Annotated in this window: 11 protein-coding genes; 3 read left to right on the plus strand and 8 right to left on the minus strand. The window is 66.8% G+C overall.

Translation table 11 applies throughout. The features are described 5' to 3' along the window. Positions 1–74 precede the first annotated feature (74 nt). The 8 genes from ARTB_RS06565 to glyA are packed head-to-tail and all read right to left on the minus strand — an operon-like array spanning position 75 to position 10,124. Positions 75–1,340, minus strand: a complete 1,266-nt coding sequence (locus ARTB_RS06565) for an N-acetylglucosamine-6-phosphate deacetylase (protein WP_243178244.1) — start codon at positions 1,338–1,340, stop codon at positions 75–77. Between the two features lie 10 nt (positions 1,341–1,350). Further along, positions 1,351–2,226 (minus strand): formyltetrahydrofolate deformylase, encoded by an 876-nt coding sequence (gene purU, locus ARTB_RS06570; RefSeq protein WP_243178245.1) that lies wholly within the window; start codon positions 2,224–2,226, stop codon positions 1,351–1,353. A gap of 2 nt (positions 2,227–2,228) precedes the next feature. Next, entirely contained in the window at positions 2,229–3,644 is a 1,416-nt protein-coding gene (locus tag ARTB_RS06575; protein WP_243178246.1) for an L-serine ammonia-lyase, read from the minus strand. Then, the gene (locus ARTB_RS06580) at positions 3,644–4,279 is read right to left on the minus strand and encodes a sarcosine oxidase subunit gamma (RefSeq protein WP_243178247.1); all 636 of its coding nucleotides are present in this window, start codon (positions 4,277–4,279) and stop codon (positions 3,644–3,646) included. Before ARTB_RS06580 ends, ARTB_RS06575 begins: the two co-directional genes overlap by 1 nt. Next, the gene (locus tag ARTB_RS06585; RefSeq protein ID WP_243178248.1) at positions 4,272–7,226 is read right to left on the minus strand and encodes a 2Fe-2S iron-sulfur cluster-binding protein; all 2,955 of its coding nucleotides are present in this window, start codon (positions 7,224–7,226) and stop codon (positions 4,272–4,274) included. Before ARTB_RS06585 ends, ARTB_RS06580 begins: the two co-directional genes overlap by 8 nt. Further along, on the minus strand, positions 7,223–7,552 hold the full coding sequence (locus tag ARTB_RS06590) for a sarcosine oxidase subunit delta (protein ID WP_028278136.1): 330 nt from the start codon (positions 7,550–7,552) through the stop codon (positions 7,223–7,225). Before ARTB_RS06590 ends, ARTB_RS06585 begins: the two co-directional genes overlap by 4 nt. Before the next feature lie 14 nt (positions 7,553–7,566). Continuing rightward, complete coding sequence (locus tag ARTB_RS06595; protein WP_243178249.1) at positions 7,567–8,787, minus strand: sarcosine oxidase subunit beta family protein; 1,221 nt, start codon at positions 8,785–8,787, stop codon at positions 7,567–7,569. After that, a complete protein-coding gene (gene glyA, locus ARTB_RS06600) occupies positions 8,784–10,124 on the minus strand; it encodes a serine hydroxymethyltransferase (RefSeq protein ID WP_308197223.1) in 1,341 nt (446 codons plus the stop codon). Before glyA ends, ARTB_RS06595 begins: the two co-directional genes overlap by 4 nt. Before the next feature lie 159 nt (positions 10,125–10,283). On the opposite strand from glyA, the gene ARTB_RS06605 reads away from it, so the two are divergent. From ARTB_RS06605 to ARTB_RS06615, 3 genes are all read left to right on the plus strand, one after another. Further along, the gene (locus tag ARTB_RS06605; protein WP_223914767.1) at positions 10,284–10,955 is read left to right on the plus strand and encodes a GntR family transcriptional regulator; all 672 of its coding nucleotides are present in this window, start codon (positions 10,284–10,286) and stop codon (positions 10,953–10,955) included. A 634-nt stretch (positions 10,956–11,589) separates the two neighbouring features. Then, entirely contained in the window at positions 11,590–12,999 is a 1,410-nt protein-coding gene (locus ARTB_RS06610) for an MFS transporter (RefSeq protein ID WP_243178250.1), read from the plus strand. Between the two features lie 61 nt (positions 13,000–13,060). Then, the gene (locus ARTB_RS06615; RefSeq protein WP_243178251.1) at positions 13,061–14,317 is read left to right on the plus strand and encodes an aminopeptidase P family protein; all 1,257 of its coding nucleotides are present in this window, start codon (positions 13,061–13,063) and stop codon (positions 14,315–14,317) included. Positions 14,318–14,386 lie beyond the last annotated feature (69 nt).

The following is a 14,386-nucleotide window of genomic DNA, read 5'->3' on the forward strand; positions in this document are numbered from 1 at the left end:
TTTGCCCACACTCAGAACAACAAAACGAGGGGCTCGAAACTTCCGCGCCGCCGTGGGCCCCGCGGGTTCAGGGGCTAACGCTCGGCACGTCGATGGTCCGGCAGGATCCGTCCGCCGCGCAGCACGGCCACGAGGTCGAAACCCGGGTCGACGGCGATGATATCCGCGCGCATTCCCGCCCGGAGGGCGCCGATCTCGGCCTCCAGGCCCAGGACACGGGCCGGGACCAGGGTGGCCGCCGCTACGGCGTCGGCCGGACTCACTCCCGCCGCGATGGTGGCGCGGACAACCTCCAACAGGGTCGCCGTTCCCCCGGCAAGGGCGCCGTTGCTCCGCAGGGTGGCCACGCCGTCGTGCACCACCACATCCGCGGGGCCGAGTTCGTAGTCGCCGTCGGGCAGCCCGGTCGCCGCCATGGAGTCCGTCACCAGCGCGATGCCCCAGGCTCCGACCAGGTCAAAGACCATCCGGACCGTCTCCGGGTCGAGGTGGACGCCGTCGCCGACGAGCTCGACGACGACCGTGCCGGCGGCCGCCAGCCGCAGGCACGCGGCCGCCGGTCCGGGACTCCTGTGGTGCAGGGGAGGCATGCCGTTGAACAGATGGGTCACCGTGGGCCGGGCGCGCGGCCCGAAGGCCCCGGAAGCCGCGCCCCCGCGGATGAGGTCCGCGGCCTCCGCCAGTGAGGCCGCGGCCACGGGGGCAGCGGCATCGGTATGGCCCAGCGAGGGGATCACCCCGTGGTCAGTGAGGATCCGGAGGAGCTCACCCGCGCCGGGCAGTTCGGGGGCGTACGTCATGGTCCGCAGGGCTCCGCCGGCCGCCGCCACCAGCCGCCGGAGCAGCGCAGGGTCGGGGGCGCGGAGCCAGTGCGGGTCCTGCGCGCCGGAGCGGGCGGCGGAGAGGAAGGGTCCCTCGCAGTGCACGCCGGCGATCAGTCCCTCGGCCGCCAGGACCTTGAGTACGCCGAGCGACCCCACCAGCTCATCTTCCGGGGCCGTGACGAGGCTGGCCAGGAGGCTGGTGGTCCCGTTGCGGTGCAGGAAGTCCACGGCGGCCCGGCAGGCCCGGTCGTTGCCGGCCGGGAATCCGCCGCCCGCGGCGCCGTGGCAATGGAGGTCGACAAGCCCGGGAAGCAGGGAGCTGCCGGGCGGCAGCGGGAGCTCCTCCGCACCCGGGAAATGTGCGGCGTCAAAGCCGTCGCCGGGTCCCGCGTAGGCGATCAGGCCGCCGTTCACCGCCACCACGCAGCCCGGTGTGCAGTCGCCGTCCGTGATGAGGGCACCCCGCAGGATGTAGGCAGGGGCGGCGGCTTCGCGGTCCTCGAGGGGCAGGATCATGCTGCCAAACCTAGCGCAGCACGACCGTCCTGTTGCCCTGGAGGATGACGCGTCCCTCGCAGTGCCAGCGGACGGCGTTGGAGAGCGCCTTGCACTCGGTGTCGCGTCCGGCGGCCACGAGGTCCTCGGGCCCGAAGGTGTGGTCTACTTCCACCACCTGCTGGGCGATGATCGGCCCCTCGTCCAGTTCGGCGTTGACATAGTGGGCTGTGGCGCCGACCGTCTTCACGCCCCGGGCGTGCGCCTGGTGGTAGGGCTTCGCGCCCTTGAAGCTGGGCAGGAAGGAGTGGTGGATGTTGATGGCGCGGCCATCCAGCTGGCGGGTGAGGTTGTCGCTGAGGACCTGCATGTAGCGGGCCAGGACCACCAGTTCAACGTCCATCCGGTCGATCAGTTCCAGGAGCCGCTGCTCGGCCGCGGGCTTGGTGTCCGGGGTGATGGGCACATGGAAGAACGGGATTCCGTGCCATTCGACGGTCCGCCGGTGATCGGGATGGTTCGAGACGACGCCGACGATCTCGATGGGCAGTTCACCGGTGCGGGCCCGGTACAGCAGATCGTTGAGGCAGTGCTCGAACTTCGAGACCATGATCAGGACCCGCCGTTTGCTGCCGTGCCGCCGCAGGTCCCAGCGCATGCCGAATTTGTCGGCGACCGGAACGAAGGCTTCCCGAAGCGTGTCCAGGGTTGTTTGGTCCCCGGTCGAGGCGAAGTGGAGCCGCATGAAGAAATGGCCGTCCAGTTGTGAGTCGAACTGTTTGCTTTCCAGGATGTCGCAGCCCTGGTCCAGCAGGAAGCCGGAAACGGCGTGGACGATCCCGCGCGTTTCCGGGCAGTCCAGGGTCAGGATGTGCTCCACGGTTTCGGTGCTCTGGTTCTCGGCCATGGTCAGCACTCCACGACATTCACGGCGAGGCCTCCGCGGGAGGTTTCCTTGTACTTGGTTTTCATGTCTGCTCCTGTTTCGCGCATGGTCTTAATGGCCTTGTCCAGCGAGACTTTATGGCTGCCGTCCCCGTGCAGGCACAGGCGGGCGGCGTTGATGGCTTTGACGCTGGCAATGGCGTTGCGTTCGATGCAGGGGATCTGCACCAGCCCGCCGACGGGGTCGCAGGTCAGACCGAGGTTGTGTTCGATCCCGACTTCGGCAGCGTTTTCCACCTGTTCCGGGGTGCCGCCCAGCACTTCGCAGAGCCCCGCCGCCGCCATGGAGCACGCCGATCCGACTTCACCCTGGCAGCCGACCTCTGCCCCGGAGATGGAGGCATTGATCTTGAACAGTATCCCGACGGCGGCCGCGGCCAGCAGGAAGCGCACCACGCCGTCGTCGTTGGCGCCGGGGACGAACTTGACGTAATAGTGCAGCACGGCCGGCACAATGCCCGCGGCACCGTTGGTGGGCGCCGTGACGATCCGGCCCCCCGCGGCGTTTTCCTCGTTGACGGCCAGCGCGAAGAGGTTTACCCATTCCATGGCGAGCAGCGGGTCGGCAGGGACCTGGACCGGCGATGGGTTCCGGGCGTCCGCCTCGGCGCTGACGGCGGATGCTGCCAGCGTCCGAAACAACGACGGGGCGCGCCGTTTGACGTTCAGCCCACCGGGCAGGATTCCCTCGGCAGCGCAGCCGTTTTCCACGCACTGGCGCATGACCGCCCACAGGGCCAAGAGCTTCTCCCGGAGGTCGGCTTCGGTGCGCCAGACGAGTTCGTTGGCCAGCATGACGTCGGAGACGGACATATTCTCTCGATGGCATATTTCGAGGAGTCCGTCAGCTGTTGTGAACGGGTAGGGCAGCACCGTGTCGTCGGCCACCACGTGGTCGGCGCCTTGTGCATTGCCATCGACGACAAAGCCGCCCCCAATCGAATAGAAGCTCCGTTCGCTGAGGACGTCGCCGGCGCGGTCAAGGGCCCGGAAGGTCATGCCGTTCGGATGGGCGGGCAGCGACTTGCGGCGGTGCAGGACCACGTCCTCATCCCAGTTGAAATCCACCCGGTGATGGCCGGCGAGCTGCAGTTCCGCATCCAGGGCAGCGGCTGCCACCTGGTCATCCGCCGTAGCGGTGTCCACTGTCTCGGGGTCCTGGCCCTGGAGGCCCAGGACGACAGCCTTGTCCGAACCGTGGCCCCGGCCGGTGGCGCCGAGGGAACCGAACAGCTCGGCCTGCACCCTCGCCGTGGAACTCAGTTGCCCGTCGCTCTTGAGCCCGTCGGCGAACCGCTTGGCCGCCCGCATCGGGCCGACCGTGTGGGAGGAGGACGGCCCGATGCCAACAGAAAACAGGTCGAGGACGCTGAGCGCCATCAGGGGACCTCGGTGGAGGCATATTCGCGCATGGCGTCGAGGAGCCAGCGGCCGAGGAACTCCGCGAAGGATGCCCGCGGGAAGATCCGGTAGGTCTCGTCCCCGGTCTTCCACAGAACGACGGGGATGCCGCCGATTTCCGTGGAGAGGGCCGTTCCGGGCTGGAAGACGCGGGGGTGCAGGTCCAGGGCGCAGCCCTTCTCCAGCACGGCACTGGCCCGGGGTCCGGAGAGCTCGAGCGTGGTGCGGTTGGCGGAGAGATCGACCACCTGGCCCTGGCCGTCACCCAGTGCTGCGATGAGCGTCCGGGGGAGCTCACCGCCCAGGCTTTCGTGGGATTCGGCGGGGGCCACGAGCAGGAATTCTGCCGGGCCCAGCCACAGCACTGCGGTGTCGCCGCTGCCGCGGACTTCCCCGGAAGCGGAGGGCAGGCCACCTGTGAGGGCGCCCAGCCGCTGCCCTGCGTCGCCGGCAGGATCGACCCGGAGCCCTGCCATGGTCAGGAACGGCACCTCGCGCAGCTCCACGGTGCCCGCAACGGATCCCGCTTCAAAAGCCGTTCTCAGGAGCGACGCCGGACTCTTCCTGAGGGTCTGGATCTTCTTGGAATTTTCGAGTGCTGCAGTGTCAGCCATCTTTGCGGGCCCCTTCAGAGTCAAATAGTACGGTTTCTGCGACGATTACGTCCACGAGTTGGTCGCCGGCGGCGGCCACCAGGGTCTCGCCAATGCGGTTGCGGCCGTTCTTGATCAGGGCCAGGGCAAACGACCTGCCCAGCGCCGCACTGTGGTAGCTCGAGGTCACGAATCCCTGCATGGGCACGCGGCCGTAGGCGGGGTTGACGGTGATGCCCTGTTCCACCAGTTGGGTGCCTTCGGGGAGCCGGATGGTGCCGTCCACGGGGAGGACGCTGACCAGGTGTTTCCGGTCGGTGCGGCCGGCGTCCTTGCGGGTGTAGGAGCGTTTGCCGATGAAGTCCTTGACCTTGGACACGACCCATTCCATGCCGGCGTCCTGCGGTGTCACGGTCCCGTCAGTGTCCTGGCCGACGATCGGGTACCCCTTCTCCGCGCGCAGCACGTGCATGGTCTCGGTACCGTACGGGGTGATGTTGAACTCCGCGCCGGCCGCCGCCACGGCTTCCCAGGTGCTCAGCCCGTACCAGGACGGGATGTTGATTTCGTAGGCCAGTTCGCCGGAGAACGAGATCCGGCAGACCCGGGCCTGGACACCGGAGGCCAGGGTGGTCTCCCGGAATGTCATGAACGGGAAGGCCTCGGCGTCCAGGCCGCCGTCGGCTGCCAGTTCCGGAGCCACTTTGGCGAGAACGGCGCGGGATTTCGGACCGACGACGGCGATCGTGGACCACTGCTCCGTGACGGAGGTGCAGTGCACATCCAGTTCCGGCCATTCGGTCTGCAGCCATTCCTCCAGCCAGTCCAGCACCTTGGCCGCGCCGCCGGTGGTGGTGGTCATGAAGAAGCGGTCCTCGTCCAGGCGCAGGGTGACGCCATCGTCGAAGATCATCCCGTCCGGGGTGCCCATGACGCCGTAGCGGGCCGAACCCGGAGCCAGCTTCTTGAACGCGTTGGTGTAGATGCGGTTCAGGAACTCGCCGGCGTCCTTGCCGCGGATCTCGATCTTGCCCAGGGTGGTGGCGTCCATGAACCCCACGGATTCCCGGACGGCGGCGCATTCACGGAGCACCGCGGCGTCCATGTCCTCGCCGTCCTGCGGGTAGTACCACGGCCGCTTCCACTGCCCGACGTCTTCGAAGAGGGCTCCCTGGGCGACATGCCAGGGGTGGATGGAAGTGAGGCGGGCGGGGTCGAAGAGTTCGCCACGCTGGCGTCCGGCCAGGGCGGCAAACGCCACGGGGGTGAAGGGAGCACGGTAGGTGGTGGTGCCAATGTCGCCGATCCCACGGGACGCTTCGCCGGCTGTCCGGAGCGCGGCGGCGATGACGCCGATCGCGTTCACCCCGGAGGTCTTGCCCTGGTCGTTCGCGGTGCTGATCGAGGTGTAGCGCTTGATGTGCTCCACGGACCGCATGCCGGCACCGGTGGAGCGGAGGACATCGGCCACGGACTGGTCGCGCTGGAAATCCACGAAGTGGTGGTGCCAGTCATCCGGGCCGCCGTCCTGCCCGGGTACCAGCCAGAGCTGGCGGGTGGGGGCGGCGGCCTTCGGCTCGCCAAGTACTGACGGTTCGACGGCGGACTCGAAGCCCGCGGCGATGACCGCCGCGGCCCCGGCGGAGATGCCTTCGGCCACGCAGTCGTCGAGGTCGAAGCTGCCGCGTCCGGATCCGGCCACCTGCTGGTTGGGGACCACGCTGTTGGGGACGAAGGCGGCGAGGTCTTCGTCCCAGCGGAGCCTGCCCTGGCGCTGGGAGTGCAGGTGCACCACCGGTGACCAGCCGCCGGAGACGGCCAGCAGGTCGCAGGCGAGGTGTTCGATGCCCGAGGTGAGTTCGCCGGCGTCGTTGATGCTCCGGACGGTGACGCCGAGGAGCCGGCCGTCGCCGGAGTCAGCAGCGGTGGTGTTGGCGACGGCGCTGCCGATCAGCACCCGCGTTCCCGCGGCCGCAGCTGCGGAAGCGGTTTCGCTTAGCTGTGCACGGGCGTCTACGACGGCTTCGACCCGGATGCCCGCGGCGCGGAGGTCGGCGGCCAGGGCGTAGGCGCTGTCGTTCGTGGTGCTGATGACCACCCGGGAACCTGCGGCGACGGCGTAGCGGTTGAGGTAGGTGCGGACTGCGGACGCGAGCATGATGCCGGGGCGGTCGTTGTTTTCGAAGACCAGCGGGCGTTCGTGGGCGCCCGGGGCCAGGATGACCTGGGCGGCCCGGATGTGCCAGATCCGCTGGCGGGAAATACCGGGGGCGGCCGGGGTCAGGAGGTGGTCGGTCCGGTTCTGGGCCGCAATGACGTAGTTGGAGTCGTAGGAGCCGAAGGCGCTGGTGCGGTTCAGCACCGTGCATTCGGCCGCGGAGATCAGTTCGGCTTCAACATTGGCCACCCATTCCAGGGCGGGCTGCCCTTCGATGCTCTCGACGAGGGCCGGATCCGTGGAGCCGGACAACAGCGAGCCGCCCAGTTCGGGCTGGTCGTCGATAAGGATGACCCGGGCGCCGGAGCGGACGGCCTCGCGGGCCGCGGCCAGGCCTGCCGGGCCGCCACCGACCACCAGGACGTCGGTGTGGACATACTTCTTGTCGTATTCGGCGTGGTCCTCGGCCGGGTCCAGCTTGCCCAGCCCGCTGAGCACTTCGGCGCTGAGGCCGTCCACCAGGGACACCGTGGTGGCGGGGAGCATGGATTCGGCCACGTGGCCCGGGAACCGGGCCGCGACCTTGACCAGGGCGTTGGATTCCTCGACGCCGGCGGACATGATGCCGCGGGGCCGGCTCTCATACAGGGAGTCACCCGCGCGGAGCCGGCCGTTGGCCAGCAGGGCGGAGGCGAGGGTGTCGCCGGGGTGGCCAGTGTATTCACGGCCGTCCAGGGTGAAGCGCCACGTGACGCTGCGGTCGATGCGTCCGCCGGTGCTAAGACGCGCGGGCTGCGGCTGAGCGGTCATTTGACTGCTCCTTCCGGGGAGACGGGGCTGGTGACGGTGGGGGCTGTGGGGCCTGTGGCGGGCCGGAGCTGACCCATCGGGTAGACGGCCTGGATGTCGTAGGTGACGGTGTCGCGGAGCATGTTGAACCATTGCCGGCAGCCGGTGCTGTGCAGCCAGCGTTCGGCGAAGGCACCCTTGGTGTTGTCGCGGTAGAACAGGTACTCGGCCCATTCGCGGTCCGTGAGCTCTGCCGGGTTTTCGGGGTAGGCCACGTGGGCCTGTCCGCCGTAGTGGAATTCGGTCTCGTCGCGGGGACCGCAGTTGGGGCAGGGAATCAGGAGCATGTCCTTACCTCTTTCTAGTGGGCCACGGCGGCGGCGCCGTGTTCGTCGATCAGGGCGCCGGTTTCGAAGCGCTCGAGTGCAAAGGGCTTGTTGAGTTTGTGCGGTTCTCCGGTGGCGATCGTGTGGGCGAACGTCAGCCCGGCCGCCGGTGTGCCCTTGAATCCGCCGGTGCCCCAGCCGCAGTTGACGAACATGTTTTCCACCGGGGTGGTGCCTACGATCGGGGAGGCATCCAGGGTGGTGTCAACGATCCCGCCCCAGGTCCGGAGCACGTGGGCCCGGGCGAAGATCGGGAAGAGTTCGACGGCGGCTGCCATCTGGTGCTCGATCACGTGGAAGGATCCGCGCTGGCCGTAGCCGTTGTAGGAGTCCACGCCGGCGCCCATGACCAGTTCGCCCTTGTGCGCCTGGGAGACGTAGACGTGGACGTGGTTGGACATGACGACGGTGGGGTGGACGGGCTCGTGGAGCTCGGACACGAGTGCCTGGAGGGGGTGGGACTGGATGGGGAGCCGGAATCCGGCCATTTCGGCAAGCACCGAGCTGTGCCCGGCGGCGCAGAGTCCGACCTTTTCGGTGTTGATGGTGCCGCGGGTGGTCTTGACCCCGGTGACGCGGTTGCCGTCCTTGATGAAGCCGGTGACCTCGCAGTTCTGGATGATGTCCACGCCGAGCTCGTCGCATTTGCGGGCGAACGCCCAGGCGACGTGGTCGTGCTTGGCGATGCCGGCGCGCGGCTGGTAGGTGGCGCCCATGACCGGGTAGCGGATGTTGTCGTTGATGTTCAGGATGGGGCAGAGTTCCTTGACCTGCTGCGGGTCCAGCCACTCGGCGTCGACGCCGTTGAGTTTGTTGGCCCCGACGCGGCGGACGCTTTCGCGGACGTCGCCCAGGGTGTGGGCCAGGTTCATGACCCCGCGCTGGCTGAACAGGAAGTCGTATTCGAGTTCTTCGGGCAGGATCTCCCAGAGTTTCAGGGCGTGCTCGTAGATCGCCGCACTCTCGTCCCAGAGGTAGTTGGAGCGGATGATGGTGGTGTTCCGGGCCATGTTCCCGCCGGCCAGCCAGCCTTTTTCCAGGATGGCGATGTTGGTCATCCCGTGGTTCTTGGCCAGGTAATACGCCGTCGCCAGTCCATGTCCGCCGCCGCCCACAATCACGGCGTCGTAGCTCTTCTTGGGGTCCGGGTTGCGCCAGAGGAAGTCCGGGTGCTCCGGCAGGTGTTCGGTGGTCATTGTGCTGCTCCAATCAGTTCTGCCTCAAGCCCGGTCGCCGGCGTGCCGGTGCCGAGATGCGGGTAAAGGGGGAACCGGTCCGCGAGGGCGCTGACGCGTCCACGCAGTTCAGCGGCGGTTTGGTCGCTGAGTTCGTCCCCGGGCGCCTGCGAGATGAGGGCGGAGGCGATGATGTCCGCCACCTCGGTGAACTCCGCGGCACCGAAGCCGCGGGTGGCCAGGGCGGGGGTGCCGATCCGCAGCCCGGAGGACACCATGGGCGGGCGGGGATCGAAGGGGACGGCGTTGCGGTTGACGGTGATGCCGATCCGGTGGAGCCGGTCTTCGGCCTGCTGCCCGTCCAGTTCCGAGTCCCGCAGGTCCACCAGGACCAGGTGCACATCGGTGCCGCCGTTGACCACGGAGATCCCGGCCGCCGCGACGTCGTCCTTCAGGAGCCGGGACGCGAGGATCCCGGCGCCTTCGAGCGTGCGCTCCTGGCGTTCCTTGAACTCCGGTGACGCCGCGATCTTGAAGGCCACGGCCTTGGCCGCGATCACGTGTTCCAGCGGGCCGCCCTGCTGGCCGGGGAACACAGCGCTGTTGATCTTGCGTGCGTACTCCTCCTTGGCCAGGATCACGCCGCCGCGCGGTCCGCCGAGGGTCTTGTGCGTGGTGGTGGTGACGACGTCGGCGTAGGGGACCGGGTTCGGGTGAAGCCCGGCGGCCACGAGGCCGGCGAAGTGTGCCATGTCCACCATGAGGTAGGCGCCCACGAGATCGGCGATGCGCCGGAACTCGGCGAAGTCCAGCTGCCGGGAGTAGGCGGACCAGCCGGCCACGATCATCTTGGGCCGGTGTTCAAGGGCCAGGGCCTCCACTTCGGCCATGTCCACCAGGTGGTTGTGCTCGCTCACGTGGTACGGGACCACGTTGTAGAGCTTGCCGGAGAAGTTGATCTTCATCCCGTGGGTGAGGTGGCCGCCGTGGGCCAGGGCCAGTCCCATGATGGTGTCGCCCGGTTCCAGGAGGGCAAACATGGCGGCGGCGTTGGCCTGCGCGCCGGAGTGCGGCTGGACGTTGGCGTACTCGGCGCCGAACAGGGCCTTGACCCGGTCGATCGCGAGCTGTTCGATCACGTCGACGTGCTCGCAGCCGCCGTAGTAGCGCTTGCCCGGGTAGCCCTCGGCGTACTTGTTGGTCAGCACCGAACCCTGTGCCTCCATGACCCCGGCGGGGGCGAAGTTCTCGGACGCAATCATTTCCAGGGTGGACTGCTGGCGCTTCAGTTCGTGCGCCACGGCCTCTTCGACCTCGGGATCGACTACGGAAAGTCGCTCGTTCAACTGCTCAACCACGGTTGCTCCTTTGAAATACCACTATTGCTATGACTGATATATCAGTGTGAGAACAATGGTATGATTGCGATCACACCAGAGTCAATAGCTGGAAGCCAAGTGGAACCAGGCTTCCGGTTGAAATCCAGAAACGTTGAAATCCAGAAACGGAGCCGAGCTGTGAATGCACTCACCGTCCTGCCGCCCGCAGAGGACGAAGCCATCTCCCAGGCGGAGGCCGCGTACAGGCAGTTGCGCGACAAGCTGATCATGCTCGAAATCCGGCCGGGCGAACCCATCAATGACGGGCAGCTCGCCGCCGAGCTCGGGTTCGGCCGTACTCCAGTGCGCGAAGCGATCAAGCGGCTGGAAGTGGACCACCTGGTGGTTTCATACCCGCGAAGGGGAACCTTTGCCACCACCGTGGACTTCACGGAACTGGCCGATGTCTCGGAAATCCGGGAACTGCTGGAACCCCTGGCGGCGCGGCGGGCGGCAACGCGGGCCAACGCCGCCATGCGCCGCGAACTGCTGGATGTCGCCAAGACCATTGCAGAACTGGCCCCGAGCCCAGCAGAGTCCCGGGAGCTGATGCGCTACGACCTGACGGTGCACCGCCTGATCTACCGGGCCGCAGCCAACCCGCACCTGGAGGATACGCTGATCCGCTACGACAATCTGGCCACGCGCATCTGGTGCCTGGTCCTGGACAAGGTCCCCTCGGTCAGCGGCCACATTAGCGAGCACGTGGAGCTGCTCAAGGCGGTGGCCGAGGGCGACGCGGACAGGGCCGGCGAACTCGCCCTGCACCACGTCACCAGCTTCGAGGAGACCATCCGCAAGGTCCTCTAGGTCCGGACGGGGGACCCTCCCGCCGAGGTCGCCGGAAGCGTGCGGGCTCGCCTTAAGCTTCCGGCGAGCCCGCACGTGACCGGCGACTTCGACCACGACGGGCGCCCGAGTCGCCGCCGCAGTGGATTAGAGTTCCGGAACTTCAGCCGTTTTTCTTCCAGCGCTTCGGCCACTTCACGTTCATCAGGAGCAGCCCCAGCAGGAGCGAATCAACGGTCATGATTGCGGCCATGAGATAGGCCCACCCGGCCATCATGGCTCGACCGCCGACCGGCGGCCTGAAGTGCGCGTACGTACCAGAATGCCCATGACGATCTCCTGACGTGGATCCCCCCAGTCACTCGATAGTCCACTTAGTGTGCCATCGCGCCGGACTGGGCGGAACCGCGGCGCCGCCCGGCTCAAGCTTTCCCCAAGTTGACGGACACGTCGCGCAATTTATGCAACACCGTTTCGTTCATTGCAACTATTGTTGTGCGGTCCGGCTGGGTGCCCGCGGCGCTGTCTTGGTGTCTCATCCAGATTGATCCGCGTAAGAGAAATCACAAAAAGCATTGACTGTGTCATGCGTCACGCCTAATCTGGTGCAACAGCGTTGCACTGATTGCAACTCCCAAAACTCTTTGGTGGACACATGAGTAACGAAAATTTCTCCCCGTCGACACTTGCGGGGTCGAGCAGCCCAGAGTCGAATAGCGGGCATGGCAGTACTTCCTCCGGACAGGCCACGGTGAGCGGCCGGGCGGCCCCGGGCGGGCACGATCCCGCAGTCAGCAAGGAAACCCGACGGCGGGTGGTCGCCGCAAGTTTCATCGGAAACTTCGTCGAATGGTTCGACTACGCCGTCTACGGCTACCTGGCCGCAACCATCGCCGCGGTCTTCTTCCCCGAGTCCAATCCCCAGACCGCGCTTCTGCTGACTTTCGCCCTCTTCGCCATCTCGTTCCTGGTGCGGCCGCTCGGCGGCTTTGTTTGGGGCCACATCGGTGACCGGGTGGGGCGCCGGACCGCGCTTTCCCTGTCAATCCTGATCATGTCCGGAGCGACCTTCTGCATCGCCCTCATCCCGGGGTACAACTCCATCGGCATCTGGGCGCCGATCCTTCTCCTGGTGGTGCGCGTCGTCCAGGGCTTCTCCGCCTCGGGCGAATACGCCGGCGCGTCCGCCTTCCTGGTGGAGTATGCCCCGGCCAACAAGCGCGGCCTCTACGCAGCGGTGGTTCCGGCCAGCACGGCCGCGGGCCTGCTGCTGGGTTCCCTGCTCGCGGGCCTTTTGACCATCCTGCTCACCGCCGAGGCGATGCAGAGCTGGGGGTGGCGCCTGCCGTTCCTGCTCGCCGCCCCGATGGGCCTGATCGGACGCTACATCCGCACCAAGCTCGAAGACACCCCGGTGTTCCGCGAACTGGCAGAGGAGGATCATGCCATCAAGGCCCCGGTATCCAGCCTCTTCCGGAACCACTGGCGGTTGCTGCTGAAGGCCGTCGGAGCAGTGCTGCTCAACGCCGTCGGGTTCTACGTGATCCTCAGTTACATGCCGACCTACCTGTCCTCGGAACTGGGACTCGGCGCTGCCGAATCTTTCCTGGCCACCACCATCGCACTCGTGACGTACATCGGGTTCATCTTCCTGACCGGAATGCTCTCGGACCGCTACGGCCGCAAAAAGGTCCTCATTGCCGCCTCCTTGAGCTTCATCGTGCTGACCGTGCCGGCCTTCGCCCTGCTGGGCACCGGGAACTTCCTGGTGATCGTCCTGGTCCAGATCCTGCTGGGCGGCATGCTCACGCTCAATGACGGCACGCTTCCGAGCTTCCTGGCGGAAATGTTCCCCACCCGCGTCCGCTACAGCGGCTTCGCCGTCAGTTTCAATCTCTCCAACGCGCTCTTCGGCGGCACCGCGCCGTTCATGGCGACCCTCCTGATCGCCGCGACGGCCAATGCCCTGGCGCCTGCCTGGTACCTCGCCGGCGCCGCGGTCATCTCCTTGATCGCCGTCATCCTCTCTCGTGAAACCAGCAAGGAACCGCTGCGCCACGAGTAGTCCCGGCCGACGCCCACATTTTCCCTCCTAAGAAATCAAACCGCAGAAAGGCACCACCATCATGACCATCGCAACGTCCAACAACGCTTCGTCCATCGCCGAACTGGAGCGACTGAAAGTCCTGCACAACGGGCAGAAGGAAGAGCTGACCTTTTCCAACGCCGAATTTGAGCGCCGGCTCGGCGGACTGCGCCGCATCATGGCCGATAAGGACCTGGACGCCGTCGTCCTGACCAGCTACCACTCCATTAAGTACTACTCCGACTTCCTCTTTACCTACTTCGGCCGGTCCTACGCCATGGTGGTCACGAAGGACGACACCGTGACCGTCACGGCCAACATCGACGCCGGCATGCCGTGGCGGCGCAGCTATGGCGACAACGTGGTGTACACGGACTGGCGCCGGGACAACTACATCTTCGCCATCCAGGAGGCGCTGCGCACCCGCGGCATCAACCCCCGCCGGCTCGGCGTCGAAGACGATTCGCTCCCGCTGGATAACCGCAACAAGATCCAGGCGGCCTTCGCGGGAGCCACCCTGGTGGACGTCGCCCAGGCGGCGATGCGCCAGCGGATGATCAAGTCGGCCGAAGAGATCGAGGTGATCAAGCACGGGGCCCGCATCGGTGACCTGGGCGGCGAAGCCATCCGCAACGCCATCACCGCCGGCATCACCGAATATGAGGTCGCCCTGATCGGCACCGAAGCCATGGTCCACGAAATCGCGCGGACGTTCCCGGACTCGGAAATCCGTGACACCTGGGTGTGGTTCCAGTCCGGCATCAACACCGACGGCGCCCACAACTGGGCCACCACGCGCAAGATCCAGGAACACGACATCCTGTCCCTGAACTGCTTCCCCATGACCTCCGGCTACTACACCGCGCTGGAGCGCACATTGTTCTTCGGCGAACCCGACGCCCGCTCCCTTGAGCTGTGGAACATCAACGTGGAAGTCCACAAGCGCGGCCTCGAGCTCATCAAGCCCGGAGCTGTCTGCAAGGACATCGCCGCCGAGCTGAACGAGATCTACGTCAGCCACGGACTTCTCGCCAACCGGACGTTCGGCTACGGACACTCCTTCGGCGTCCTGAGCCACTACTACGGCCGCGAAGCCGGACTGGAACTCCGCGAGGACATCGACACCGTGCTCGAGCCCGGCATGGTGGTCTCCATGGAACCCATGATCACCGTCCTGGACGGCCAGCCCGGCGCAGGCGGCTACCGTGAGCACGACATCCTGGTGGTCGGCGAAGACGGAGCCGAGAACATCACGAAGTTCCCGTTCGGCCCCGAATACAACATCATCGGAGCCTGAGGCGCCCAGACCCCCTGAAGGCAGGACCCAGAAGCGGCGCCACGTCCACCGTGGCGCCGCTTTTGGGCC

This window comes from Arthrobacter humicola (assembly GCF_022803015.1).
Lineage (GTDB): Bacteria > Actinomycetota > Actinomycetes > Actinomycetales > Micrococcaceae > Arthrobacter > Arthrobacter humicola_A.

Coding starts and splice junctions, on each gene's coding strand:
- ARTB_RS06565 (WP_243178244.1), bottom strand. CDS start 1,340: ATGATCCTGCCCCTCGAGGACCGCGAAGCCGCCGCCCCTGCCTACATC.
- purU (WP_243178245.1), bottom strand. CDS start 2,226: ATGGCCGAGAACCAGAGCACCGAAACCGTGGAGCACATCCTGACCCTG.
- ARTB_RS06575 (WP_243178246.1), bottom strand. CDS start 3,644: ATGGCGCTCAGCGTCCTCGACCTGTTTTCTGTTGGCATCGGGCCGTCC.
- ARTB_RS06580 (WP_243178247.1), bottom strand. CDS start 4,279: ATGGCTGACACTGCAGCACTCGAAAATTCCAAGAAGATCCAGACCCTC.
- ARTB_RS06585 (WP_243178248.1), bottom strand. CDS start 7,226: ATGACCGCTCAGCCGCAGCCCGCGCGTCTTAGCACCGGCGGACGCATC.
- ARTB_RS06590 (WP_028278136.1), bottom strand. CDS start 7,552: ATGCTCCTGATTCCCTGCCCCAACTGCGGTCCCCGCGACGAGACCGAA.
- ARTB_RS06595 (WP_243178249.1), bottom strand. CDS start 8,787: ATGACCACCGAACACCTGCCGGAGCACCCGGACTTCCTCTGGCGCAAC.
- ARTB_RS06610 (WP_243178250.1), top strand. CDS start 11,590: ATGAGTAACGAAAATTTCTCCCCGTCGACACTTGCGGGGTCGAGCAGC.
- ARTB_RS06615 (WP_243178251.1), top strand. CDS start 13,061: ATGACCATCGCAACGTCCAACAACGCTTCGTCCATCGCCGAACTGGAG.